Source organism: Austwickia chelonae NBRC 105200 (genome assembly GCF_000298175.1).
GTDB lineage: Bacteria > Actinomycetota > Actinomycetes > Actinomycetales > Dermatophilaceae > Austwickia > Austwickia chelonae.
Map to the genome: position 1 here is coordinate 154,933 of NZ_BAGZ01000002.1, position 22,523 is coordinate 177,455.

The window sequence follows — 22,523 nt, forward strand, 5'->3', positions numbered from 1 at the left end:
TTCCTGGGATAGGTTCGGCCCGTGATCCACTCCACTTCCTCCCCCCGCCCCACCACCGAGGTCGACCGGATCGCCGAGGAATATGTCGACAAAGTCATCGAGCTGAGCCCGCTCACGGCCACCCAGTTCGGCATCCCCGGCGAGCACGACGGCTACGACGACTTCTCCCCAGAGGGCTGGGCCGCCCTCGCCGATCTGCGCCGCCACACCCTGGGCGCCCTCGACCGCGCCGCCTGCCAGGACGATGTCGACCGGGTGACCGTCGACGCCATGCGGGAACGCCTCGGCCTCGAGGAGGAGATCCACGACGCCGACCTCGACCTGGCCGAGATGAACAATCTGGCCAGCCCGATGCAGGCCATCCGCGACGTCCTCGACCTCATGCCGACCTCCACCGGGGAGGAACTCGCCGTCCTCGCCCGACGGATGGGACATATCCCCGACGCCTTGGACCAATGGCACATCTCCGTCCGGGAAGCGGCTTCACGCGGTCGCACCCCTGTCCGACGCCAGGTCGAGACCTGCCTGGGACAGGCCCGCGAGCTCGCCGGGGACAACGGATACTTCGCCACCGTCGCCGCTCTCGCCGGGGAGGACGACCGGATCCGCGGCCTCCTCGCCGAGGGCGCCCGGGAAGCCCGACGTGGGTACGGCGAACTCGCCGAGAAGCTCTCGGCCCTCCTGCCCGGCGCCACCGAACGGGATGCCGTCGGCCCGGAGACCTACGCGCTGGTCTCCCGCCATTTCCTGGGCGCCGCCGTGGACCTGGCGGAGACCTACGCCTGGGGGCAGGAGGAGCTGGCCCGCATCGACGCGCTCATGCACCGGGTCGCCGGGCAGGTCCGTGACGGTGCCAGCCCGGCCGAGGCGGCCGATCTCCTCGACGACGACCCCCGTTACCGACTGGAGGGCACGGACGCCTTGCAGGCGTGGATGCAGGAACGGGCCGATGCGGCGATCGACGCTCTGGCCGGGACCCACTTCGACATCCCGGACCCGGTGCGTCGGATCGAATGCCGGATCGCCCCCACCCAGACCGGAGGCATCTACTACACCGGCCCTTCCGACGACTTCTCCCGGCCGGGACGGATGTGGTGGTCGGTCCCCAAGGGGGTCACCACATTCGGCACCTGGCGTGAGTTGACCACCGTCTACCACGAAGGGGTGCCCGGACATCATCTCCAAGTCGGTCAGACCGTCTACCGGTCGGATCTGTTGAACCGGTGGCGGCGGCTCATGTCGTGGACCTCCGGCCACGGTGAGGGGTGGGCGCTCTACGCGGAGCGGCTCATGGAGGAGCTGGGGTTCCTGGACGACCCGGGCAATCTGCTCGGCATGTTGGACGGGCAGTCCATGCGCGCTGCCCGTGTCGTCCTGGACATCGGCCTGCACTGCGAGTTCGAAGCTCCGGCCGAGGTCGGTGGCGGGTCGTGGGACTACGACAAGGCGTGGGCCTTCCTGCAGAGGCATGCCAACATGCAGGAGTCCTTCCTCCGTTTCGAGCTGGACCGTTATCTGGGGTGGCCCGGTCAGGCCCCTTCGTACAAGGTCGGCGAACGCATCTGGTTGCAGTTGCGTGAGGAGGTTCGGCGCCGGGAGGCGGATGCCTTCGACCTGAAAGCCTTCCATCGGCGGGCCTTGGACATCGGGGGCGTCGGTCTGGATGTCTTCCGCCGTACAGTGCTGGCGTGAACGCTACGACTGATCCACGACCTTCCTCCGTCCGGCCCGATGATCGGCCGGTGACGCTGGTGTTGGCCTCGGCGTCGCCTGCTCGGGCGGCGACCTTGCGTGCCGCCGGGGTCACCGCCCGGGTGGTGGTCTCCGCGGTGGACGAGGACGCGGTGCTCGCCCGGGCCGAGGAGGTCCACGGCTCCCTCGAACCCGCCGATGCGGCGTTGGTCCTGGCCCGGGCCAAGTGCGAGGAGGTCGCGGCCCGGCTGGACGTCGAGGGCGGGGACGTCGACCTGGTGGTCCTGGGGTGTGATTCGCTCTTCGAAGTGGACGGTCGGGCGTACGGCAAGCCGGTTTCGGCGGAGGATGCGGTGGCGCGGTGGCGGGCCATGTCGGGGAACACCGGGCAGTTGCACACGGGGCATTGGTTGATCGACCTGCGGGACGAGGAGGCCGGAGGGACCGGGGCGACCTTGGGATGCACGGTCACCACCGAGGTCTCGTTCGCCCGGGTGGGGGACGCCGAGATCGAGGCCTATGTCGCGACCGGTGAGCCGCTTGCGTGCGCGGGCGCTTTCACCGTGGACGGCCTGGGTGGGGCTTTTGTCACCGGGGTGCGCGGGGACCATCACAATGTGGTCGGCCTGTCCCTGCCCGAGTTGCGGGTGCTGCTCGCCGAGATCGGGATTCCCTGGCCGGCGTTGTGGTCCTCGACGCAGACCGCGGACGTCCTGCCGGGCTGATCGGGGCTCCTCGCTCCGAGCGATGCCGCTGGTGGGGCCGGAGCGGATTCGGTGCCCGGCCGGGGTCAGTCCGGACTCAGACCGGGGAGATGCCGTGGCGTCGGTCGCTGAAGGAGCGGTCCCGGCGGGAGGCGTAGGTCAGGCGTCTGATCAGGTCGTCGCGTAACCGGTCGGCTTCGACGACGTCGTCCAGGACCAGGTCGCTGGCCAACCGTTCGAGGTCGACGTCCTGTTCGTATTCCTCCCGTCGGGCGGCGACGAAGGCGTCCCGTTCGGCGGGGTCGGTGATCTCGGCGACCTTGTTGGCGTAGACGGCGTTGACGGCGGCTTCGGGTCCCATGACGGCGATCCGGGCGGTGGGCAGGGCGATGGTGGCGTCAGGGCCGAACCCTGGGCCGGCCATGGCGTAGAGACCGGCCCCGTAGGCCTTGCGGACGACGACGCAGATCTGCGGCACGGTCGCTTCGGAGACCGCGCTGACCATCTTGGCGCCGTGTCGGATGATGCCGGCTTGTTCGACCTGGGATCCGATCATGAATCCGGGGACGTCGGCCAGGTAGATCAGGGGGATGGAGAAGGCGTCGCAGAGGTGGACGAAGCGGGCGGCCTTGTCGGCGCTGTCGACGAAGAGCACCCCGCCTTTGACGGCGGAGTTGTTGGCGACGAGGCCTATGGTGCGTCCGTCGAGGCGGGCCAGGCCGATGACCAGTTCGGGGGCGAAGAGGGCTTTGATCTCGAAGAAGCTGTCTTCGTCGGCCAGGCCTTCGATGACCTCGCGGATGTCGAAGGGGACGGATTCGGTCTCCGGCACGGTGTCGGCGCGTAGTGGCCGGGCCGGTTCCTCGGCGGCGTAGATCGGGGGGATGTCACGCCAGGTGGCGGGCAGGTAGGAGAAGTAGAGCTTGGCGAGTTCGATGGCTTCTTCGTCGTCCTCGGCGAGGAGGTCGCCGCAGCCGGAGGTGGTGCAGTGCATCCGGGCGCCGCCCATCTCCTCGAGGGTGACCTGTTCCCCGATGACCATCTCGGCCATGCGGGGGCTGCCCAGGTACATGGAGGCATTGCCGTCGACCATGATGACCAGGTCGGTGAAGGCGGGGATATAGGCGCCACCGGCGGCACTCGGTCCGAACAGGCAGCAGATCTGCGGGACCCGGCCGGACAGGGCGACCTGGTTGTGGAAGATGCGTCCGGCTCCGCGGCGGCCGGGGAAGAGGTCGACCTGGTCGGTGATGCGGGCTCCTGCGGAGTCGACGAACCAGAAGATCGGTAGTTCTTCCCGGAGCGCGGATTCGGTGGCTCGGATGATCTTCTCCACTGTTCGGGCGCCCCATGAGCCGGCTTTCACCGAGGGGTCGTTGGCGACGACGATCGCGGGGCGTCCGTCGACGGTGCCGCGTCCGGTGACCACGCCGTCGGCGGGCAGTGTCCCGCCGGCGAGGGCGTGGGCGTAGCGTCCGTCCTCGACGAAGCTGCCGTCGTCGAAGAGCATGGCGACCCGGTCGCGGACGAACATTTTTCCTTGGGCGTCCAGTTTCGTTCTCGCCCTGGGGTTCAGTTCTGCTGTGGAGTCGTGCGCGGCGTTCAGGCGCGCGCGGATGTCGCCGACGCGGGGATCCGGTTCGCGGCGGGGTGTGGGGTATTCCGCGAAGGTCTTCCTGCCGGGGTTCATCTGTTCTCCTTGGCTGTGTCCCGGGGGCGGTGTCTCCGTGGCTCAGGAGGGCAGGCCGAGTCCTCGGGCGATGAGCATGCGTTGTACTTCGGAGGTGCCTTCGCCGATTTCCAGGATTTTGGCGTCGCGGTAGAACCGGGCAACGGGGTAGTCCTCCATGAAGCCGTTGCCGCCGAAGATCTGGGTGGCGATGCGGGTCGCGGTGACGGCGGATTCGCTGGTGTAGAGCTTGGCGACGGCGGCGGCCTGTTTGAATTCGGCGGTGGTGACCTGTCCGGCGGCCATGGCGTCCTTCATGGCGGCGGCCTTGTAGGTGAGCAGGCTGCTGGCTTCGGCCATGACCTGCAGGTCGGCGATCTGGAAGCTGACGCCTTGGTAGCTGGCGATGGGGCGGCCGAAGGATTGTCTGTTCTTGGCGTAGTCGACGCATTCCTCCACCATCCGGCGGACGCATCCGGTGGCCAGGGCTGCGATGGCGACGCGGCCGTCGTCGAGGGTGGCGAGGAATTGTCCGTATCCTCGGCCTCGGGTGCCGAGCAGGTTCTCCTGGGGGACGCGGACCGAGTCGAGGGTGAGCCCGTGGGTGTCGGAGATCCACCAGCCGAGTTTGTCGTAGGGGGGTTCGACGGTGAGCCCGTCGGTGCCTGAGGGGATCATGATGGTGCTGATCTCGGCGCGGCCGTCGTCGCGGGTGCCGGTGCGTGCGGTGACGGTGACGACGGAGGTGAGGGGGGTGCCGGAGTTGGTGATGAAGGCTTTGGCGCCGTCGACGATCCAGGAGTCGCCGTCGAGGGTTGCTCTGGTGCGGGTGCTCCCGGCGTCGGATCCGGCTTCGGGTTCGGTGAGTCCGAAGCCGGCGAGGGCTCGGCCGGTGGCGAGGTCGGGCAGGAAGTGTGTTTTCTGTTCTTCGGTGCCGTAGGTCAGGATCGGGTTGATGCCCAGGCCGACGCCGGCTTCGAGGGTGATCCCGATGGATTGGTCGACCCGTCCGAGTTCTTCGATGGCCAGGCAGAGGTAGGTGAAGGGTCCGTCTTCGGGGGTCATTCCGGCGCCTTCGTATTCTTCGGGGACGACCAGTCCGAAGAGTCCGAGCTCGCCCATCTGGGGGATGAGTTCGGCGGGGAATCGTTGTTCCTTGGTCCAGCGGGCGACATGGGGTTCGATCTCGGCGGTGGCGAAGTCCCTGATGTGGGCGCGGAATTCCTCGTGGTCGGCGGAGAGCTCGTACATGCTGTTCACCGTTTTCTCGTGGAGGGGCGGGCGCGCGGTGACCGGGCGATCCCCCGTCGGGGATTCGGACGAATGCGACATCGCTCTCAAGAACGATGGGCGGCCGAGTCGGGGTGGACGGCCGATCACCCGCCCTCGGAGCGGTCAACGGTCACCCAGCCGGGCCGGACGGTCACCCACGCCGATGGCAGGTGTCGACCGGCCGCCGAACCCGGCGCCTTCCCGACCGGAGCGCGCCGACGGGAGCCTTTCCGGGCCAGGGTCAGCGGCGGGCCACCCCGGCGCCCTGCCCGTGCGAGCCCTCACGCCGTTCACCGGTGGCCGTGCGAGCCGAACCGGCCGGACCGGACACCGGCTCCACGGCGGGTTTGGACCCGAGTCCTGACTCCCGGGACGGCGAGGCCGCCGCACCCAGCACCGCGGCCGCCATGACTCCTCCGGCTACGGTGACCACCGCCTGGAACTGGGCCCGGGTGGCTTCCACCAGGACCGACGCCCCGTTGCGGGTGGCTTCGTGGAGGGCCATCTGCCGGTTCATCGTGGCAGATGTCGGATCGTTCCGGGCCGCACCGGGCGCCCGGCCTTCGGCGGCCATCCAGTCACGGATCGTCCGTTGCATGCTCGCCTCGGCTTCGTCCACCACCGAGGAGACCTGGGCGAGGATGTCCTCGGCGGTGCCGACCCGTTCGACGACGAGTCGGGCATGCGCCGGCGAGTCCAGGGAGGAGCGGACCCACTCCCGTGGCTCGTGCGCGGCCGTCGGGGCCGCACCACCGGGCCCGCCGGCCCTTTCGTCCACGGTCGGGGCCGCGTGTTCCCGGGTCGGCATCGGCCGGGCCTCTCTGCGGGGCGTACCGGGACGGTCCACCATCGCCGGTGCCACCGTCGGAGTGACCGCGCCTTCGGGCAGGGACCAGGCCGACGCACTCCCGCCCAACATCCGCAGGGTGTGATAGCGGGCCTGCTCGGCGATGCCCTCCAGCTCCTGGACGGAACGGTCGAAATATTTCTGGAGCCCGGCCCGTTGGGTGGCGTCATAGCTCTCGTCGAGGGCTTGCGCCGAGACCACGCTCATCCGTCCCAGGACTTCTTGGGCGCGCTGCAGATCGGCGGAGGCGACGCGCAGATAGCCGAGCCCTTCCTGGACGGTCATCTGGCCTTCCCTGGCGGCGAACATGTGCGCGCGGGCGCCGTGGGCGGTGGCGATGTCGACGACCGGCGCGGTTCCTCGGTCCTCGTCCCGGGCCGGGACGGCCGGGCTCAGCCGGGCCACGGTGAGATGCATCGCGGCGATCTGCGCCGCCCAGGTTTCGAGATCGACCCGGCGTGCCGAGTCCTCGTCGACACCGATCCTCATGCCGCCACTTCCTTCGCCCGAGTTGCTCCGCTGCAGCGACCGGCGGCCGGAGCCGTGACGGATGCCTGGCCCTCCCATCGGCCGGAACGGGGCGCAGTTGAGCAGTTGGAGCCGTTCACCTGCGGGAAAAGAACGGACAAAGAATCGTGAACGAACGTTCATTCCTCACGGGTGACCGCCCAGGAAAGCCACCACCGGGATGTTCCCGGGAAAGACCTTTCCATCGACACAGACATAGCTTCTTCAAGTTCCCGCTAAGAGCATCTTCCTGGTGCTAGTTTTTGCGCCATCGGCGATGGTGCGCACGGAGGCCATGCCATATCTGAGGACAACGATCAACCACCCTCCCCAGGGCTGGGCGGCTTGGACGGCGCCGGAAAACAATGAGGTTGAAAACCCATGCCTGAAACACCCGACAAGAGACGACGACAACCGGCAGAAAGCGGCCACAGAGGGACCAGCTGATGGCCAAATATCTGCTTCGCCGCATGGGCAACTACGTGGTCATGATCTTCATCGCGACCACCATCGCCTATTTCGCCGCGGTGAACTTCATGAAGCCGCAGTCACGTCTCCTGGAACGCACCCCCAGGCCGACGATCGACCAGGTCAACGCCCAGTTGAGGGCCAACGGCCTCGATCCCACCCTCAGCGCGACCGAACGATACCTCCAGTGGTTGCAGAACATCGTCCTCCACTTCGACTGGGGCATGGGCCCCGACGGGGCACGGGTCAATGACGAATTCTTCGTCCGAGCGCTCATCTCCGGACGGCTCGTCATCCTCGCCACTATCCTCTCCGTGATCATCGGCGTCTCCCTGGGCATCTTCGCCGCCGCCCGCCAGTACAAACTCTCCGACCGCGCTGTGACCACTCTCAGCTATCTCATCAGCTGTGTGCCTGCTCCGGTCATCTACCTGATGGTGCAGATGACCGGGATCCGGGTCAATGAAAGCGCCGGAGGCACCATCCTCTATGTCACCGGAATGCGATCGGCGCTCCCCCCGGAAGGAACCGGCGCCCAGATCGTCGACGAGATCCAACACCTGGTGCTCCCTACCATCGCTTTGACGATCGTGGCCTACGTCGGCTACCAACTGTTGCAAAGATCACTTCTGCTCGACAACATCAATGCGGATTATGTACGCACCGCACGCGCAAAAGGGTTGACCAAGGCTCAAGCCGTGCGTAAACACGCTCTGCGTACTTCTTTCATCCCGGTGGCCCAGTCCATCGCTTTCCAGATACCGATGGTGTTCACCGGGACGTTCATCATCGAGACCGTGTTCGCCTGGCAGGGGCTGGGCCGGTACACCCTGGATGCCATCGTGATGACCCAGAACGTCAATGCGACGGTCGCCGGTGTCACCTTCGGCGGAGTGATGTTCGCGATCGGGGCGATCCTCGCGGACCTGTCCGTGGCCGTCGTCGATCCCCGGGTGCGGGTGAGTTGAGATGAACGAACAACGTGATCCCACCCGTCCTGGTCCGGTCGCCGAGCCTTTGGCCGAGGGCGAGGTCCTGCCTTCGACGCCGTTGACGGCTGAGGCCTCGTCGGCGCGGATCGATGCGGCCCCCTTGGGGATGCCCGCCCGGGTGCAGACCGAGACCGCGCCTTCCTTGAACGCCGATTCCCCGGCGGCCACCGAGATCACGTCGAAGAGTCGGCTGATCGTGCGGCGGCTGCTGCGCAACAAGGGTTCGGTCATCGGCCTGGGCATGCTCACGGTCGCGGTGGCCTTCACCCTGTTGGGCAATCTGGGCAACGAGTACGGATATGACCAGCAGGACCTGCTGAATATCGGGACTCCTCCCGGTGAGGGCGGGCACATACTGGGCACCAATGGCGGTGGCGTCGATCTGTGGGCGATGTTGGTCCGGGGCACCGGGAAGTCCTTGATGATCGCTGCCATCGTCGGGGTGTGTGCGCCTATCCTGGGCGCCGCCTATGGCACGGCCATCGCGTTCTGGGGCGGCACCCGAGAGCGCGTCGGCATGTGGGTGCTCGACATGTTGCTGCTGATGCCTTACTTCCTGCTGATCGCGGTCTTCATGGGTAACACCGGTGGCAGCGCCGTCCATCTGGCGCTCTTCTTGACGATGTTCGGGTGGATGGGCCTGGCTCGTGTGGTCCGCGCCACCACCCAGTCGCTGCGCGAACGAGAGTTCGTGACCTCGGCCCGTTATCTGGGGGTGTCGGACTGGCAGATCATCCGGCGGCACATCATCCCGAACATCGGGTCGTATCTGATCCTCAACATCGTCCTGGGCACCTTCGGGGCGATCATCTCCGAGACCGCCCTGTCCTTCCTCGGGATCGGTGTGCGCGCCCCCGATGTGTCGCTGGGTCAGCTCATCGGGCAGGCGGCCAGCCAGTTGTCGGCCTATCCGTGGCTGTTCTGGGGCCCGGTGGTCTGCCTGTTGTGGCTCACGTTGTCGCTCTCGTTGATCGGTGACGGTCTGCGTGACGCCTTGGATCCGAACAGCAAGTCAGGAGGACGGGCATGACCGCCAGGACGGACGGTACGACGGGAGGCACGGCACGGATCCCGGGGTCACCGATCCTGTCGGTGCGGGATCTGCACGTCCGTTTCGGCTCCGAGGCGGGTTCGGTGCATGCCGTCCGCGGGGTCGATCTGGATCTCTACCCGGGCCGCGTGCTGGGCATCGTCGGCGAGTCGGGTTCGGGCAAGTCGGTGACCTCGTTGGCGATCATGGGGCTGTTGCCGGAGACAGCGAAGGTCACCGGGTCGATCACCTACGGTGGCAAGGAGTTGCTGGGGCTGTCGGATCGGGAGATGTCCCGACATCGGGGCAGCGATATCTCGATGATCTTCCAGGACCCGTTGAGTTCGTTGACGCCGGTGTTCACCGTCGGTGATCAGATCGTCGAGGCCTTGCAGGCGCACAGTTCGATCTCGCGGCAGAAGGCGCGGGTGCGGGCGATCGAGCTGCTGGATCTGGTGGGTATCCCCAGTCCACGCACCCGGGTCGATTCCTATCCTCACGAGTTCTCCGGTGGTATGCGCCAGCGGGTGGTCATCGCCATCGCCATCGCGAACGACCCTCGGGTGATCATCGCCGACGAGCCGACGACGGCTCTGGACGTGACCATTCAGGCGCAGATCCTCGATCTGCTCACGGTCGCCCAGGAGGAGACCGGCGCCGCGGTCGTCATGATCACCCATGACCTGGGTGTCGTCGCCGGTGTCGCGGACGACGTCATGGTGATGTATGCCGGTCGCCCGGTGGAGAAGGGTTTCATCGACGACGTCTACCAGCGGCCGAGCATGCCGTACACGGTCGGTCTGTTGGGTTCGATTCCCCGGGTGGACCGGCGGGAGAAGAGCAGCCTGGTCCCGATCGAGGGGAATCCGCCGAATCTGTTGGTCGAACCGACCGGGTGTCCTTTCCTGCCGCGGTGCCCGGTCTCGGCGCCGGTGTGCGCCGAGCAGGAACCGCCGTTGGCGCCGGTGGCCCCGGACCACGCGACAGCATGCGTACGCTCCCGGGAGCTGCTCGCCCTGCCCGACCCGCAGGCGATCTTCCCGGTGCCGCCGGTGCCCCATGCGGCTCTCTCGGAGGTCGACCGGGAGCAGCGTGAACCGGTGTTGCGGGTCTCGGAGTTGCACAAACATTTCCCGTTGATGAAGGGCGCTTTCCTGAAACGTCAGGTGGGTGACGTGAAGGCGGTCGACGGGATCGACCTGGACATCGTCGAGGGCGAGTGTCTGGCGTTGGTCGGTGAATCGGGTTGCGGCAAGACGACCACGCTGTTGGAGATCATGGAGCTCTCGCCGAAGACCCGCGGGGATATCCGGGTCTTGGGCACCTCGGTGCATGATCTGCGCCGGAAGTCCGAGGTGACCGGGCTGCGCCGTAACATCCAGCTGGTCTTCCAGGATCCGATGGGTGCCTTGGATCCCCGGTTCACGGTCTACGAGATCATCGCCGAACCGCTCCAGGCCTACGGGACCCCCGCGAAGGAATGTCAGGACCGGGTGCGGGATCTGATGGCCACTGTCGGGTTGGAGCCGGATCATCTGAATCGTTTCCCCACCCAGTTCTCCGGGGGGCAGCGGCAGCGGATCGGGATCGCGCGGGCGCTCGCGCTCAAGCCGAAACTGCTGATCCTGGACGAGCCGGTGTCGGCCTTGGACGTTTCGGTCCAGGCGGGGATCATCAACCTGTTGGACCGGTTGAAGGCCGATCTGGGGATCTCGTATCTCTTCGTGGCCCATGACCTGGCGGTGGTGCGGCACATCAGTGACCGGGTGGCTGTCATGTATCTGGGCAAGATCGTGGAGATCGGTCAGGTCGACGAGGTCTTCGAGCATCCGACCCACCCGTACACGCGGGCGTTGTTGTCGGCGATCCCGGTCCCTGATCCGGTGAAGGAACGCTCTCGGCAGCGCATCCTTCTGCAGGGTGATCTGCCCAGCCCGTTGGACCGTCCGGTGGGGTGTGATTTCGCGACCCGTTGCCCGGTCTTCCTCGGGTTGGACGAGGTGAAGCGGCAGCAGTGCCGTTCCGAAGAACCGCCGCTGGTACCGATCGGCACCGCGGACCACAGACAGGCCTGTTTCTTCCCTGAGGAACAGCTGGTGAGCGCACATGTGCAGGGGTCTTCCCCTCAGTCCGACCTCCCTGTGTCGGGGCCGTCTTCCGAAAGGAGTTCGTCATGACCCGCAGTCCGTCCCGCGCGGCTTTCGCTCTGTGCATCTGCGCTTCGCTCGCTCTGGCCGGGTGTTCTTCCGGCAACAAGGACGGGAAAGCAGCCCCGGAGAAGCAGGACATCAACCAGGCCAGCAAGTTGGTGGCGAACAATCCGAAGGACCGTGGTTCTCTCGAGCAAGGGGGAACTCTCACCTTGGAGATCGGCGACTGGCCGACGAACTACAACGGCCAACATATCGACGGCAACAGTGGTGACTACCACGGGATCACCGATGCCACCGATCCGATCCTGTACGAGTGGGAGTCGGACGGAAAGATCAAACCGAACAAGGATTACCTGGAGGAGATGCCGAAGGTCGAGACGAAGGACGGCAAACAGGTCATCACCTACACGATGAACCCGAAGGCCAAGTGGAACGACGGAACCCCGATCGACTGGACGGCTTTCGAGGCTTATTGGAAGGCCAACCGGGCCCCGATGGACAAGGGCGGCTACGGCAATATCTCCACCACGGGTTTCGAGGACATCGCCTCGGTGGCGAAGGGTGATGCGGAGAACAAGGTCGTGGTCACCATGACCAAACCGTTCTACCCGGTTCCGGAGCTCTTCCAATTGGTCACCCATCCGAAACTGGCCGCGGATGCGAAGACCTTCAACGAAGGGATGAAGACCGATTTCCACCCGGAATGGCGGGCCGGGCCGTTCACCTTGGACAAGATCGACAACCAGGCGAAGACCTTCGTGTTGAAAGCGAACCCGAACTGGTGGGGTGACAAGCCGCTGCTGGACAAGGTCGTCTTCCGGCAGATGGAGGACTCGGCGACCATTCCCGCGTTCAAGAACGGGGAGATCGACGCCACGGCGGTCGGCAACAAGTCTCGTTATCAGCAGATCCAGGGCGCCAAGGATCTGGACATCCGTCGGAGCCAGCGTCTGGTGCTGAATGTCAACATGTTCAACACCAAGGCCGAGGGCTTGACCGATATCAACGTGCGTAAGGCCATCTGGCAGGCCTATGACCGCGAGGAGTGGAAGAAGGTTCGGTTCGACGGTCTGAACTGGACGGAGAAGCCCACCGACTCGGCGCTCTTCTTCACCTTCCAGCCGGAGTACGAGCCGACGATGCCGGTCACCCATTCGGTCGACGATGCCAAGAAGACCCTCGAGGGTGCGGGTTACGCGATGGGTGGTGACGGCTTCTACGCCAAGGACGGGAAGAAGATCTCGATCAAGTACACCACTTTCGGCGACGACCCGATGAGCCGCGCGCTCGCCCAGACCGTGCAGTCCCAGCTGAAGAAGGCCGGCATCGATCTGCAGATCGATCAGCGTCCAGCGGCTTCGTTCAGCGAGACGGTGAACAAACGTGAATTCGGGCTCTTGGCTATGGCCTGGGGTGTGACGAGCGCGTGGCCGATCGCCAATATCTGCCAGACCATGTGCACCGACAGCCAGAGCAATTATTCTTCGACCGGCTCCAAGGAGCTCGACGAGCGTATCCGCAAACTGGGTTCGATCGAGGATCCAAAGGCGCAGGCGAAGGAGATGAACGCCATCGAGAAGGAATGGAGCCAGCAGTACGGCCAGATCCCGATGTCGACTTCTCCGCTGGTTCTGGCTACCCGCAAGGGATTGGCGAACTTCGGTCCGGCAGCTTTCGCTTCCTTGCATCCGCGCTGGCAGGACGTCGGGTGGGAGAAGAACAGCACGCACAAGTAAAGCCCGGCGGGCCATCTCGATCTTGTTCGATGATCGGTGTTGCCGCGAGGACGATCTCGCGGCAACACCGATCATCTGTCTGCGGCTGCCATGCCGTCCTTGATGCTGAATGGCATTTCACAGCCGCTATCAAAGCGATTGATGCCTTCGGCATGATTGTCACCCTTCTGGGCGCTCTTTAATATCGGCATAGGAATCTGGTCCTGATAGGGAATATCCCCCGGCTTACGATTTCCCACCACAATGACTGACCCACCACACCGGCTTTACTCCCCCTATGCTTTCTCTGCTGGGCATAACGGGCGCAGGGAACGGCTGGAGAGAAATTATTCAGACACCGGATTATCGGACCGCCACACATGAGCAGTCAGCTTTACGAGGGTCAAAAAACCCACCCAGTCGAGGTGAGCCCACCCTCAACCGCCAGACCGGCAGCGAGATCGTCCGCCCCTCGGCAGAGCACTCCGCGAACGATCGAGAGCTGCCGGCGAAAGGCGACAGAGACCTAGCGCCACGCCCTCACCGACCGTGTCGCCCGCAGAACCGGCGCAACCCGGTCAACCCGCGCAGACAACCCCTCGGAATTTCCAAAAAACCTTGGAGTACAGCGAAGTACATGCACGACCCTGTGTTCTGGCGGCAAAGTGGGACCCATGACCGAACCGACCTTCCGCACCGTCATCGAACCCTTCCGTATCCACTCCGTCGAACCGCTACGCATGACCACAGCGGCCTACCGTCGGGAAAAAGCCGCGGAAGCGTCGTACAACCTGTTCTCCCTGCACGCCGACGACGTCCTCATCGACCTGCTCACCGACTCGGGCACCGGCGCGATGAGCCGCGACCAGTGGGCCGCGATCCAGCACGGCGACGAAAGCTACGCCGGCAGCCCCTCCTACTACCTCTTCCGCGACGCCGTCCGCGACCTCTTCCCGTACGAACACGTCATCCCCACCCACCAGGGACGCGCCGCCGAGAAGATCCTCTTCGGCGCGATCTGCACCGCCGGCCAGGTCGTCCCCAGCAACACCCACTTCGACACCACCCGCGCCAACATCGAATTCACCGGCGCCACCGCACTCGACCTGGTCATCGACGAAGGGCACGACCCCGCCCTCGACCACCCCTTCAAGGGCAACATGAACCTCGACCGCCTGGAGACCCTCCTGGTCGAACGCGGCAACGACGTGCCCTGCGTGATGATGACCATCACCAACAACTCCGGCGGCGGACAACCCGTCTCCCTGGAGAACCTGCGCGCCGTCTCCGAGATCGCCCACCGCCACGGCAAACCCTTCTTCCTCGACGCCTGCCGCTTCGGTGAGAACGCCTGGTTCATCCGCCTGCGCGAAGAAGGCCAGAGCGACCGGGACGTCGTCGACATCATCCGCGACATGGCCGCCTGCGCCGACGGCATGACCATGTCCGCCAAGAAGGACCCGCTGGGCAATATCGGCGGCTGGCTGGCCCTCAACGACGACGACCTCGCCCAACAGTGCCGCAACCTGCTGATCCTCACCGAAGGTTTCCCCACCTACGGCGGCCTCGCCGGACGCGACCTCGAAGCCCTCGCCCAAGGCCTGAAGGAAACCGTCACCCACGACTACCTCAACTACCGGATCACCTCCACCGCCTACCTCGGACAGGCCCTGGACAAGCTCGGCATCCCCTGCATCAAACCCACCGGTGGACACGCCGTCTACATCGACGCCCGCGCCATGCTGCCGCACATCGAACCGTTGAAATTCCCCGGCCAGGCGCTCGCCGTCGCCCTCTACGAGATCGGCGGAGTACGCACCTGCGAGATCGGTACCGCCATGTTCGGCAAGCAGCCCGACGGCAGCGAGAAACCCGCCGCGATGGACCTGGTACGCCTGGCCATCCCGCGCCGCACCTACACGCAGAGCCACATCGACTACGTCATCGAGGTCTGCGAACAGGTCAAGGCGATGTCCGCCGACCTTCCCGGCTACCGGATCGTCGAAGAACCCCCGGCGCTGCGGCACTTCACGGCGAAATTCGGTCAGATCTGACCGGCGACACCGCAGCTCCTGCCCTTGGCCTGGCGTCGTGGGTCAAGGGCAGGAGCGGGCGTCCGGCTGGCCCCTTGGACAGGACTTCCGGTAACGACGTCGACGGCACACGCACCCCACAGGACGACCGGGTCGACCGTCCCGGCGCGATGGTCCGCGCCCCCGCTCAGCCGTTGAACTCCCGCGGGTCCGGGCCCATCCGTCCGCCCCGGTCGAGAGCGTCCAGGGAGTCGATCTGCGCAGGTGTCAACGTGACGTCCACCGCGGCGAGATTCTCCGCCATCCGCTCCGGAGTGACCGACTTCGGGATGACGACATTGCCCTGCGCCAGATGCCAGGCCAACACCACCTGGGCCGGGGTGACCCCGGCCTCCTCGGCGATCCGCGTCACCGTCGGCTCGGCGAAGAGATCCCCGGCCCGGGCCAGCGGACTCCACGCCTCGGTCGCGATGCCCTGCTCCCCGTGGAAGGTCTTCAACTCCCGCTGCTGCAGATAGGGGTGCAACTCGATCTGGTTCACCGCCGGCATCTGACCGGTCTCCTCCGCCAGCCGACGCAGATGCTCCGGCTCGAAATTGCTGACCCCCGCCGCCCGGATCCGCCCCTCCTCCTGCAGACGCAGCAACGCCCGCCACGAATCGACGTACTTCTCCCGAGCAGGGCACGGCCAATGGATGAGATACAGGTCGACCTGTTCCAGACCCAACCGGGCCAGGGACTCCTCGAAGGCGCGGAGGGTCTCGTCGAAGCCGTGGGCGTCATTCCAGACCTTCGTGGTCACGAAGATCTCCTCCCGCGGCAGCCCGCTCTCCACGACCGCCCGACCGACGCCTTCCTCGTTGCCGTAGAAGGCCGCCGTGTCGACACTCCGATAACCCATCCGCAGAGCCTCGGTGGCACAGCGGGCGGCGTCCTCCGGCTCGATCTGGTACACGCCGTACCCCAACCGAGGCATTTCCACGTGCTTCCCACCCGAAACCAAGGTGCGAGTCGATACAGTCGAAGATCCAGTCATGATGCGACATTACGCCGCAGGCACCCACCCCCCGAAGGTGGGCTATGTCACGGTCAATTAGGCTGTTCGGCAAACCGCCACAGACCCTCCCGGGACATTAGGCTCCGGGCCATGGCCATCTCCAAAGTCTTGATCGCGAACCGCGGCGAGATCGCCGTGCGCATCGCCCGCGCATGCAAGGACGCCGGGATCGGTTCCGTCGCCGTCTACGCCGACCCCGACCGCGACGCCCTGCACGTGAAGGTGGCCGACGAGGCCTACGCACTCGGAGGAGCCACCCCCGGCGACAGCTACCTCGTCCAGGACAAACTTCTCGACATCGCCCGACGCTCCGGCGCCGACGCCGTCCACCCCGGATACGGCTTCCTCGCCGAGAACGCCGCCTTCGCCCAAGCCGTCCTCGACGACGGACTCACCTGGATCGGCCCCTCCCCCGCCGCCATCGACGCCCTCGGAGACAAGGTCAAAGCCCGGCACATCGCCACCCGGGCACAAGCCCCCCTCGTGCCCGGCACCCACGATCCCGTCCAGGATGCCGAGGAAATCATCGCCTTCGCCGAGGAATACGGCCTCCCCGTGGCGATCAAAGCCGCCTACGGCGGTGGCGGACGCGGGCTGAAAGTCGCCCGCACCCTCGAAGAGATCCCCGAACTCTTCGAATCAGCCGTACGGGAAGCCGTCACCGCCTTCGGCCGAGGCGAATGCTTCGTCGAACGTTTCCTCGACAAACCCCGTCACGTGGAAACCCAGTGCCTGGCCGACGCCCACGGCAACGTCGTGGTCGTCTCCACCCGCGACTGCTCCCTGCAACGCCGCCATCAGAAACTCGTCGAAGAAGCCCCCGCGCCCTTCCTCAGCGACGAACAGAACGCCGAACTCGTCCGCGCGTCCAAGGCGATCCTCACCGAAGCCGGATACGTCGGCGCAGGAACCTGCGAATACCTGGTCGCCCAGGACGGACTCATCTCCTTCCTCGAAGTCAACACCCGCCTCCAGGTCGAACACCCGGTCACCGAGGAAGTCACCGGGATCGACCTGGTCCGGGAACAACTACGCATCGCCGACGGCGAAGAACTCGGCTACGACGACCCGCCGGTACGCGGCCACTCCATCGAATTCCGGATCAACGGGGAAGACCCCGGACGCGGTTTCCTCCCCGCACCGGGGAACGTCCTGACCTTCCGTCCCCCGTCCGGGCCGGGAGTACGACTCGACTCGGGCATCGAACAAGGCGACGTGATCTCCGGACAGTTCGACTCGATGCTCGCCAAACTGATCGTCACCGGCCGTGACCGGCAGCAGACCCTGCAACGCGCCCGCCGTGCCCTCGCCGAGTTCGAGGTCGAAGGCATGCCCACCGCCCTGACCTTCCACCGGGCGGTCGTCGACGACCCGGCCTTCGCCCCCGACGACCCGGAACAACCCTTCAGCGTCTACACGACGTGGATGGAGACCGAGTTCGACAACACCATCGAGCCCTACAGCGGGCCGACCGCCGACGGCACGGACCCCGAATCCGAACGGCAGAAGATCGTCGTCGAAGTCGGCGGCAAACGCGTGGAGATCAGCCTGCCCGGCGACCTCCCGGTGGGCGGCGGCAGCGCAGGGGCAGCGAACGGCCCCCGACGCAAAGCCCCCCGGCGGGCCGGAGCCACCGGACGGGCCGGGGCCAAGGCCGGCGGGGACAGCCTCACCGCGCCCATGCAGGGCACCATCGTGAAATTGGCTGTGGCCGACGGCGACCAGGTCGCCGAAGGAGATCTCGTCGTGGTCCTCGAGGCGATGAAGATGGAACAGCCCATCAATGCGCACAAGGCCGGCACCGTCACCGGGCTGTCCGCAGCAGTCGGTGAAACCGTGTCCAGCGGCGCCGTCCTGTGCGAGATCAAGGGCGAACCGACCGACTGACCCCGGCGTCGACCCGCCGTCAGATCTTCGACGGCGGGTCGATCGGCCCGGACGACTCCACCGGGTCGACCTTCACCGGATCAGGCTTCGCGCCCTCGCCTTCCGGGCCCATCTCGTCCAGGAAGGCCTGCTTGGCCCGCCCGGGCACGCCCAGAGCGTTCTCCACCGCCCCGGCCCCCTTGGCGACCTGGTCGGCGTACTTCCCGCCGGTACGTTCGTTCACCACGTCCTCGACCTTGTCGAGACCGGCACGGACCTTGTCCGGGTTGTCCTGCGCGAAACCCTTGGCCTTGTTCACCAGGCTAGAGAAATCCATCGTCACCATCCCTCTCCGACCGGGCCGTCACCACCGACGGCCCGATGACCGATCACCCCTCCACCGAATGCAGCCGCCTGGCCGCCTCCGCGATCGAACCCGACAACGAGGGGTACACGGTGATGGTCGCGGCCACCTGGTCCACGGTCAAACGCTGTCCGACGGCGAGCGCGATCGGGAAGATCAGTTCGGAGGCTCGGGGGGCGACGACGACCCCGCCGACGACCTGGTTGCTGCCGTTGCGGGCGAAGAGTTTCACGAAACCGACCTGGACGTCGTCCATCTTGGCGCGGGCATTGGTGGCCAGGGGCATGAGGATCTGCCGGATGTCGCTCATCCCTTCGACCTGTGCCTGGGAGAGCCCGACGGTGGCGATCTCCGGGTCGGTGAAGATGGTGGAACTGACCCCGCGGATGTCGAGGGGGCTGACGGCGTCGCCGAGGGCGTGGGCGACGGCGACGCGTCCTTGCATGGCGGCCACCGAGGCCAGGGGAAGGACACCGGTGCAGTCGCCGGCGGCGTAGACGCCCCGCGCGGTGGTGCGGGAGACCCGGTCGACCTTGATGTGTCCACGGTCGGTGAGGGCGACTCCCGCGGTCTCCAGGCCGAGGTCGGTGGTGCGCGGGACCGAGCCGACGGCGAGGAGGGCGTGGCTCCCGGCGATCTCGCGTCCGTCCTCGAGCTGGACGAGCACGCCGTCGTCGGTGCGGTGGACCGCGGCCATCCGGGAGCGGTTGAGGACGGTCATCCCCCGTTCGCGGAAGACGTCCTCGATGACCCGGGCGGCGTCCTCGTCCTCGCCGGGCAGGACGCGGTCGCGGGAGGAGACGAGGGTGACGCGAGCGCCCAGCCCCAGATAGGCCTGGGCCAGTTCTGCTCCGGTGACTCCGGATCCGACGACGACGAGGTGCTCGGGGATCTCCGGTAGTTCCCAGATCTGCTGCCAGGTGAGGATGCGTTCGCCGTCGGGTCGCGCACTGTCGGTGACCCGCGGGGCCGCCCCGGTGGCGATCAGGACCATGTCGGAGCGGATCTCGTAGCTGTCGCCGTCGAAAGGTCTGATCTGGACGGTCGAGGGGCCGGCCAGTCGGCCCCGGCCGTGGACGACGTCGACCCCGCGGTCGCGCAGGCCGGCAGCGATATCGGTGCTCTGCCGACCGGCGAGCGCCTTGATCCGGGCGTTCACGGCGGGCAGGTCGGCGTCGAGGACGGAGTCGTTGGCGTCACGGGCGGCGGTGACGCCCAGACGGACCCCCATCTGTTCGGCCTGGCCGACGCGTCCGACGTAGGCGGCGGTGGAGATGAGGGCTTTGCTGGGGACACAGTCGGACAGGACACAGGCCCCGCCGATACCGTCGGTGTCGACCACGGTGACCTGGGCTCCCAGCGCGGCTGCGACCAGTGCGGCCTCGTAACCTCCCGGGCCGCCGCCGAGCACTGTCACCCGCTGTTGAGTTTCGTTCACCCCTCCATCCAACCACCTCGACGGGCCGAGTAGCCTGAGTGGCAAGGGCGCTTATGCCTACCGGACCTTCGGCCGGTGGGGAGGGAGGTCGTAGGCTCGGTGCATGGCGGTTCTGCTCCCTTCATCTGACATCGATCCCTTCGAGCTCGCTTCCGCGGCAGCTGCGGTCATCGCCGAGCGCACCGACACCCCGCGTCACGACGTGGCCCTGATCCTCGGGTCGGGTTGGGGGCGGACCGGCGACCTGATCGGCGAGACCCTCACCACCATCGACAACGAGGACGTCCCTGGTTTCGCGGCAGCGGCCGTCGCCGGACATTCCGGGACGATGCGGTCGGTCGCCATCGGTGACACCGGTCGGCGCGCGCTCGTCTTCGGCACCCGCACGCACTTCTACGAAGGGCGCGGTGTGCGGGCTGTGGTCCACCCCATCCGCACGGCCGCTGCGGCCGGATGTCAAACTGTCGTGGTTACCAATGGTTGTGGCGGTTTGCGTCCCGAGTGGGCACCCGGCACGCCGGTACTGATCTCCGACCACATCAACCTGACTGCGTCCTCCCCCATCGAGGGTGCGAACTTCGTCGATCTGACCGATGCCTATTCCCCCCGTCTGCGCGATCTGGCCCGCCAGGTCGACCCGAGTCTCGATGAGGGTGTGTACGTCCAGTTCCGTGGGCCGCACTACGAAACGCCCGCCGAGGTGCGGATGGCGAAGACCCTCGGCGGTGACCTGGTGGGCATGTCCACTGCTCTGGAGGTCATCGCAGCACGTCAGGCCGGGATGGAGGTGTTGGGCATTTCGCTCGTCACCAACCCGGCCGCAGGAATCTCCCCCACACCGTTGTCTCATGAGGAGGTCATCGCAGCCGGCAAGGCTGCGGCTACCCGTTGCGGGAACCTCCTCGCCAGCATCGTGACGCAGATCTGATCCGCACGAGATCGCCGGATCGCAGGTCACCCTGCACGAGTAAGGAGCACCATGACCGAACCAACGTTGACCCGTCGTTCCCGCCGCAGAGAAACGCCCGTGGAGATAGCCGCGGACGATCTCATCGCCTACGCCCGTGAGTGGATCAAGGATGATCCCGATGTCGCCCTGCGTGAGGAGCTCGAGGAGCTCATCTCAGCGATCGAGGCCGGGGAGGCCGAGGCGCTGGCCGATCTGACCCACCGTTTCCACGGTTTGTTGGAGTTCGGCACCGCAGGGCTGCGCGGGGCGCTGGGGGCCGGCCCGAACCGGATGAACAGTTCCGTGGTCATGCGCACCGCTGCGGGTCTGATGAGCTACCTCAACGGGCGGATCGGGCTGCCGACGGTGATCGTCGGTTTCGATGCCCGGTTGGCGTCCTCCCAGTTCGTCCGGGACACCGCTTCGGTGGTGGTCGGTGCCGGCGGGCGGGCTCTGGTGCTGCCCCGTCCGCTGCCCACCCCCGTCCTGGCGTACGCGGTCCGTCATCTGTGCTGCGACGCCGGGATCATGGTGACCGGCGGGCACAACCCGGCGTTGGACAACGGGTACAAGGTCTACGTGGGGGACGGCGCCCAGATCGCACCTCCGGTGGACGGCGACATCCGTCGTCACATCGAGCGGGTGCGCCGGGTCGTGGACATCCCGCAGGCCGACGACGGGTGGGAGGTCCTCGGCGACGAGATCGCGTCGTCGTATGTCCACGCGGTGTCGGCGCTGGTCCCGGTGGGTGCACCGCGTGACCTGCGGATCGTGCACACCTCCTTGCACGGTGTCGCCGGGGAGATCTTCAAGGCCGTCCTGAACGAGGCCGGTTTCCCGGCTCCGGCCGTGGTCGCCGAACAGGACGCCCCGGACCCGTCCTTCCCGACGATGGAATACCCCAGCCCGGACGAGCCCGGTGCCCTGGACCTGGCGATCGCCTTGGCCCGGACCAAGGGCGCGGACATCGTCCTCGCACACGACCCCGACGGCGACCGTTGCGCGGTGGCCGTCCCGGATCTGACCGTCGAGGAGGGGTGGCGCAAGCTACGGGGCGACGAAGTGGGAGCACTGCTCGTCTGGGACGCCGTGCAGCGCGGTGCCCAACCGGGTGAGGTCTTCGCCCGTTCCCTGGTGTCCAGCCGGTTGTTCGACAGGATCGTCGACGCCGCCGGTTGCCCCCGCAGGGAGACCTTGACCGGGTCGAAGTGGATCTCCCGCGTGGAGGGTCTGCGCCTGGGCTACGAGGAGTCCTCCGCTTTCTGCCTGGCGCCTCAGATCGTCCGGGACGAGGACGGCATCTCCGCAGGTCTGGTGATCGCGGCCTTGGCGGCCCGGTTGAAGGATCAAGGGCGGACGTTGACCGACGTCCTCGACGAGCTGTCCACCACGCACGGTGTGCACGCCACGGATTCCTTCTTCGTGCGGGTGACCGACCCTGCGCTGACCGCGCGGATCATGCACCGTCTGCAGTCGGAGGTGACCTCCGGCAGCACCGTCGCCGGCGTCGCGGTCGAACGGGCCGAGGACCTCTCGCACCCGGAGGACTCCCTCCCGGCGACCGAGGGCATGCGGTACACCTTCGCCGACGGCTCCCGAGTGGTGATCCGCCCCAGTGGCACCGAACCGAAGCTGAAGGTGTACCTGGAGACGGTGGTCCCCACGCAGGGCGCGCCGGGGCTCTACACGGCCCGTGACGAGGCGGCCCGTCGCCTCACGGCCCTCCGGGCGGCCTTCGAGTCGCTCACCCTCGTCTGACCCGAGACG

Annotated in this window: 17 protein-coding genes; 10 read left to right on the forward strand and 7 right to left on the reverse strand. The window is 66.7% G+C overall.

Features of this window, described 5'->3' with window-relative positions:
* Positions 1 to 21: 21 nt before the first annotated feature.
* Complete coding sequence (locus AUCHE_RS01665; protein WP_006501519.1) at positions 22 to 1,692, forward strand: DUF885 domain-containing protein; 1,671 nt, start codon at positions 22 to 24, stop codon at positions 1,690 to 1,692.
* On the forward strand, positions 1,689 to 2,417 hold the full coding sequence (locus AUCHE_RS01670; protein ID WP_245706845.1) for a Maf family protein: 729 nt from the start codon (positions 1,689 to 1,691) through the stop codon (positions 2,415 to 2,417). The genes AUCHE_RS01665 and AUCHE_RS01670 overlap by 4 nt, the downstream gene beginning before the upstream one ends.
* Before the next feature lie 76 nt (positions 2,418 to 2,493).
* Here AUCHE_RS01670 and AUCHE_RS01675 read toward each other — a convergent pair whose 3' ends face one another.
* The 3 genes from AUCHE_RS01675 to AUCHE_RS01685 form a co-directional block, all read right to left on the reverse strand.
* The gene (locus AUCHE_RS01675) at positions 2,494 to 4,086 is read right to left on the reverse strand and encodes an acyl-CoA carboxylase subunit beta (protein ID WP_006501521.1); all 1,593 of its coding nucleotides are present in this window, start codon (positions 4,084 to 4,086) and stop codon (positions 2,494 to 2,496) included.
* Positions 4,087 to 4,128: 42 nt separating this feature from the next.
* On the reverse strand, positions 4,129 to 5,316 hold the full coding sequence (locus AUCHE_RS01680) for an acyl-CoA dehydrogenase family protein (RefSeq protein ID WP_040321168.1): 1,188 nt from the start codon (positions 5,314 to 5,316) through the stop codon (positions 4,129 to 4,131).
* A 262-nt stretch (positions 5,317 to 5,578) separates the two neighbouring features.
* The gene (locus AUCHE_RS01685; protein WP_006501523.1) at positions 5,579 to 6,673 is read right to left on the reverse strand and encodes a hypothetical protein; all 1,095 of its coding nucleotides are present in this window, start codon (positions 6,671 to 6,673) and stop codon (positions 5,579 to 5,581) included.
* A 464-nt stretch (positions 6,674 to 7,137) separates the two neighbouring features.
* On the opposite strand from AUCHE_RS01685, the gene AUCHE_RS01690 reads away from it, so the two are divergent.
* From AUCHE_RS01690 to AUCHE_RS01705, 4 genes are read left to right on the forward strand one after another with little or no spacing between them, the layout of a single operon-like run.
* Positions 7,138 to 8,127: an ABC transporter permease gene (locus tag AUCHE_RS01690; RefSeq protein WP_006501524.1), complete on the forward strand. Its 990-nt coding sequence runs from the start codon at positions 7,138 to 7,140 to the stop codon at positions 8,125 to 8,127.
* Between the two features lies 1 nt (position 8,128).
* Positions 8,129 to 9,181, forward strand: coding sequence for an ABC transporter permease (locus tag AUCHE_RS01695; RefSeq protein ID WP_006501525.1), 1,053 nt, complete (start codon positions 8,129 to 8,131; stop codon positions 9,179 to 9,181).
* Entirely contained in the window at positions 9,178 to 11,358 is a 2,181-nt protein-coding gene (locus AUCHE_RS01700) for an ABC transporter ATP-binding protein (RefSeq protein WP_006501526.1), read from the forward strand. Before AUCHE_RS01695 ends, AUCHE_RS01700 begins: the two co-directional genes overlap by 4 nt.
* Positions 11,355 to 13,070, forward strand: coding sequence for an ABC transporter family substrate-binding protein (locus tag AUCHE_RS01705; RefSeq protein ID WP_006501527.1), 1,716 nt, complete (start codon positions 11,355 to 11,357; stop codon positions 13,068 to 13,070). Before AUCHE_RS01700 ends, AUCHE_RS01705 begins: the two co-directional genes overlap by 4 nt.
* A gap of 71 nt (positions 13,071 to 13,141) precedes the next feature.
* On the opposite strand, the gene AUCHE_RS17215 is transcribed toward AUCHE_RS01705, so the two are convergent.
* The gene (locus AUCHE_RS17215; RefSeq protein WP_217994328.1) at positions 13,142 to 13,309 is read right to left on the reverse strand and encodes a hypothetical protein; all 168 of its coding nucleotides are present in this window, start codon (positions 13,307 to 13,309) and stop codon (positions 13,142 to 13,144) included.
* A gap of 414 nt (positions 13,310 to 13,723) precedes the next feature.
* Here AUCHE_RS17215 and AUCHE_RS01710 point away from each other — a divergent pair, with 414 nt between their 5' ends.
* Positions 13,724 to 15,103, forward strand: a complete 1,380-nt coding sequence (locus AUCHE_RS01710; protein WP_006501528.1) for a tryptophanase — start codon at positions 13,724 to 13,726, stop codon at positions 15,101 to 15,103.
* A 166-nt stretch (positions 15,104 to 15,269) separates the two neighbouring features.
* On the opposite strand, the gene AUCHE_RS01715 is transcribed toward AUCHE_RS01710, so the two are convergent.
* On the reverse strand, positions 15,270 to 16,118 hold the full coding sequence (locus AUCHE_RS01715; RefSeq protein WP_040321129.1) for an aldo/keto reductase: 849 nt from the start codon (positions 16,116 to 16,118) through the stop codon (positions 15,270 to 15,272).
* Between the two features lie 111 nt (positions 16,119 to 16,229).
* On the opposite strand from AUCHE_RS01715, the gene AUCHE_RS01720 reads away from it, so the two are divergent.
* Entirely contained in the window at positions 16,230 to 18,026 is a 1,797-nt protein-coding gene (locus AUCHE_RS01720; RefSeq protein WP_006501530.1) for an acetyl/propionyl/methylcrotonyl-CoA carboxylase subunit alpha, read from the forward strand.
* Between the two features lie 19 nt (positions 18,027 to 18,045).
* Here AUCHE_RS01720 and AUCHE_RS01725 read toward each other — a convergent pair whose 3' ends face one another.
* Positions 18,046 to 18,342, reverse strand: coding sequence for an antitoxin (locus AUCHE_RS01725; protein WP_143115116.1), 297 nt, complete (start codon positions 18,340 to 18,342; stop codon positions 18,046 to 18,048).
* Positions 18,343 to 18,394: 52 nt separating this feature from the next.
* The gene (locus AUCHE_RS01730; RefSeq protein WP_006501532.1) at positions 18,395 to 19,807 is read right to left on the reverse strand and encodes an NAD(P)H-quinone dehydrogenase; all 1,413 of its coding nucleotides are present in this window, start codon (positions 19,805 to 19,807) and stop codon (positions 18,395 to 18,397) included.
* A gap of 103 nt (positions 19,808 to 19,910) precedes the next feature.
* Here AUCHE_RS01730 and AUCHE_RS01735 point away from each other — a divergent pair, with 103 nt between their 5' ends.
* Both AUCHE_RS01735 and AUCHE_RS01740 read left to right on the forward strand, forming a co-directional pair.
* Positions 19,911 to 20,735, forward strand: coding sequence for a purine-nucleoside phosphorylase (locus AUCHE_RS01735; RefSeq protein ID WP_006501533.1), 825 nt, complete (start codon positions 19,911 to 19,913; stop codon positions 20,733 to 20,735).
* Positions 20,736 to 20,786: 51 nt separating this feature from the next.
* Complete coding sequence (locus AUCHE_RS01740; protein WP_081578086.1) at positions 20,787 to 22,514, forward strand: phospho-sugar mutase; 1,728 nt, start codon at positions 20,787 to 20,789, stop codon at positions 22,512 to 22,514.
* Positions 22,515 to 22,523 lie beyond the last annotated feature (9 nt).

Coding starts and splice junctions, on each gene's coding strand:
- AUCHE_RS01675 (WP_006501521.1), bottom strand. CDS start 4,086: ATGAACCCCGGCAGGAAGACCTTCGCGGAATACCCCACACCCCGCCGC.
- AUCHE_RS01680 (WP_040321168.1), bottom strand. CDS start 5,316: ATGTACGAGCTCTCCGCCGACCACGAGGAATTCCGCGCCCACATCAGG.
- AUCHE_RS01685 (WP_006501523.1), bottom strand. CDS start 6,673: ATGAGGATCGGTGTCGACGAGGACTCGGCACGCCGGGTCGATCTCGAA.
- AUCHE_RS01690 (WP_006501524.1), top strand. CDS start 7,138: ATGGCCAAATATCTGCTTCGCCGCATGGGCAACTACGTGGTCATGATC.
- AUCHE_RS01695 (WP_006501525.1), top strand. CDS start 8,129: ATGAACGAACAACGTGATCCCACCCGTCCTGGTCCGGTCGCCGAGCCT.
- AUCHE_RS01700 (WP_006501526.1), top strand. CDS start 9,178: ATGACCGCCAGGACGGACGGTACGACGGGAGGCACGGCACGGATCCCG.
- AUCHE_RS01705 (WP_006501527.1), top strand. CDS start 11,355: ATGACCCGCAGTCCGTCCCGCGCGGCTTTCGCTCTGTGCATCTGCGCT.
- AUCHE_RS01710 (WP_006501528.1), top strand. CDS start 13,724: ATGACCGAACCGACCTTCCGCACCGTCATCGAACCCTTCCGTATCCAC.
- AUCHE_RS01715 (WP_040321129.1), bottom strand. CDS start 16,118: ATGACTGGATCTTCGACTGTATCGACTCGCACCTTGGTTTCGGGTGGG.
- AUCHE_RS01720 (WP_006501530.1), top strand. CDS start 16,230: ATGGCCATCTCCAAAGTCTTGATCGCGAACCGCGGCGAGATCGCCGTG.
- AUCHE_RS01725 (WP_143115116.1), bottom strand. CDS start 18,342: ATGGATTTCTCTAGCCTGGTGAACAAGGCCAAGGGTTTCGCGCAGGAC.
- AUCHE_RS01735 (WP_006501533.1), top strand. CDS start 19,911: ATGGCGGTTCTGCTCCCTTCATCTGACATCGATCCCTTCGAGCTCGCT.
- AUCHE_RS01740 (WP_081578086.1), top strand. CDS start 20,787: ATGACCGAACCAACGTTGACCCGTCGTTCCCGCCGCAGAGAAACGCCC.